The organism is Pseudodesulfovibrio karagichevae (genome assembly GCF_041414475.1).
GTDB classification, from domain to species: domain Bacteria; phylum Desulfobacterota; class Desulfovibrionia; order Desulfovibrionales; family Desulfovibrionaceae; genus Pseudodesulfovibrio; species Pseudodesulfovibrio karagichevae.
Map to the genome: position 1 here is coordinate 1 of NZ_JBGLYH010000126.1, position 1,748 is coordinate 1,748.

General features: G+C 60.7%; 2 protein-coding genes. Both read left to right on the forward strand.

Annotated elements, in window-relative coordinates:
- Positions 1–282: 282 nt before the first annotated feature.
- Positions 283–552, forward strand: coding sequence for a hypothetical protein (locus tag AB6M95_RS19625; protein ID WP_371388435.1), 270 nt, complete (start codon positions 283–285; stop codon positions 550–552).
- 169 nt (positions 553–721) lie between these two features.
- Positions 722–1,627 (forward strand): DMT family transporter, encoded by a 906-nt coding sequence (locus tag AB6M95_RS19630; protein WP_371388436.1) that lies wholly within the window; start codon positions 722–724, stop codon positions 1,625–1,627.
- Positions 1,628–1,748: the final 121 nt, after the last annotated feature.

The window sequence follows — 1,748 nt, forward strand, 5'->3', positions numbered from 1 at the left end:
TGCTCGGCGTCCTGCCCGCCACCGGTTCCGGGGGCCTGATCAGGCCCCCGGAACCGGTGGACGAACAATAAAAGTGTTACCCATGTACCCGGGCAGAACTGTTACCCATGTTTCCGGTTGCACAGGAACCTTTTTCTCAAAAGGTCCCCTCTCTCCCCTTCCCCCCTGGCCGCCGGAGGCAAAAAAAAACCAACCCCGGTCTTGACGGGCGGGGTTGGGGGATTATCTTGTCTTTATTGAATCAATGACGGCCTGATCGCCGCACTCAAGGAGATGATATAGATGGTTATCCACGAATACGCCGGCATCGTCACGGAACTACCCGACAGGGATTGTCCGCATTGCGGCCAAAGGATGGACGCATGGCTGGCGCCGCCCGAGACCGGCTGGGGAGTCATCCTCATCTGCAACAACAACAATTGCCCGCACTATCTCGGCTCCGAGACCGACATCGAGCACAAGCGCGACGATTCCCATCTGGGTTGCCGTTACGCCGAGAACCCGGACAACGGCTTCAAGCCGGTCAACGTCCTCGCCGTCTGCCCCCACTAGGGGAGATTTCATAGAACACCGTGAAAAGGGTCCTGCGCAAGCGGGGCCCTTTTCACGTTTCGGCCTCCGGGCTGCCGATGCTCTCCATCCGAATTCGTGATGGCGAATTCCATTTCCTTCACAGATGAACAATGGTAGACGATTCGATCACATCCATAGGAGTCCGTACATGGTCATCGCTGATGGGAAAACAAGGGCGCTGCTGGCGCTCGGGGCGGCTGTCCTGCTTTGGGCCAGTTCGTTCATCGTGCTCAAGATCGCCTTTCAGCGGTTCGATCCGATGGTGGTCATCTTCGGCCGCATGTTCGTGGCCTCGATCTGCTTCCTGGTGGTCTTCAAGAGCCTGAGGCACATCGACTACCGGCCCGGCGACTGGAAGCTGCTCGCCTTCATGGGCATCTGCGAGCCGGGCTTCTATTTCATCTTCGAGGCCATGGCCCTGACCTACACCGACGCGTCCCAGGCCGGGATGATCTGCGCCCTGCTGCCCCTCATGGTGGCCGTGGCCGCGCGCCTGACCCTGAACGAGCCGCTGACCCGGCGCACGGTGACCGGCTTCGGCCTGGCCATCCTCGGAGCGGTGGTCCTGTCGAGCGTGGCCGAGGCCACGGAGACGGCCTCCAACCCGGTGCTCGGCAACTTCCTCGAATTCATGGCCATGGTCTGCGCCTGCGGATACATGATCGCCTTCAAGAAGCTCAGCCCCCGCTACAGCCCGTGGTTCCTGACCATGATTCAGGCCTTCACGGGCTCCCTGTTCTATTTTCCGCTGCTCTTCCTGCCCTCGACGCGGATGCCCGTGTCCTTCGATCCCGTCGGCGTGGTCTCCGTCCTGTACCTGGGCGTGTTCGTGACCATCGGCGCGTACGGCATGTACAACTACGGCATGTCCAAGATCCCGGCGGGCCAGGCCTCGTCCTTCATCAACCTCATCCCGGTCCTCACCCTGATCATGGGGTTGGTCCTGCTGGGCGAACGGCTCAACTGGATGCAGTACGCGGCCTCGGCCCTGGTCATCGCCGGCGTGTACGTCAGCCAGGACACCCGGGCCAGGAAGCCCGCCCCCGCCGCCTAGATGTGGAGTTGCAAGACGTTGTTCACAGCGGCTCCCAATCGGCTGATAGGCGTTTTATGCTGTAACGCCGAATGATTCCTGTAATAATTGTATTCATGGAGCCAGCGAGGCAACTCGCTGG

What these genes read in the sequence shown, in the direction of transcription:
- AB6M95_RS19625 (WP_371388435.1), top strand. Translation starts at nt 283, where the DNA reads ATGGTTATCCACGAATACGCCGGCATCGTCACGGAACTACCCGACAGG.
- AB6M95_RS19630 (WP_371388436.1), top strand. Translation starts at nt 722, where the DNA reads ATGGTCATCGCTGATGGGAAAACAAGGGCGCTGCTGGCGCTCGGGGCG.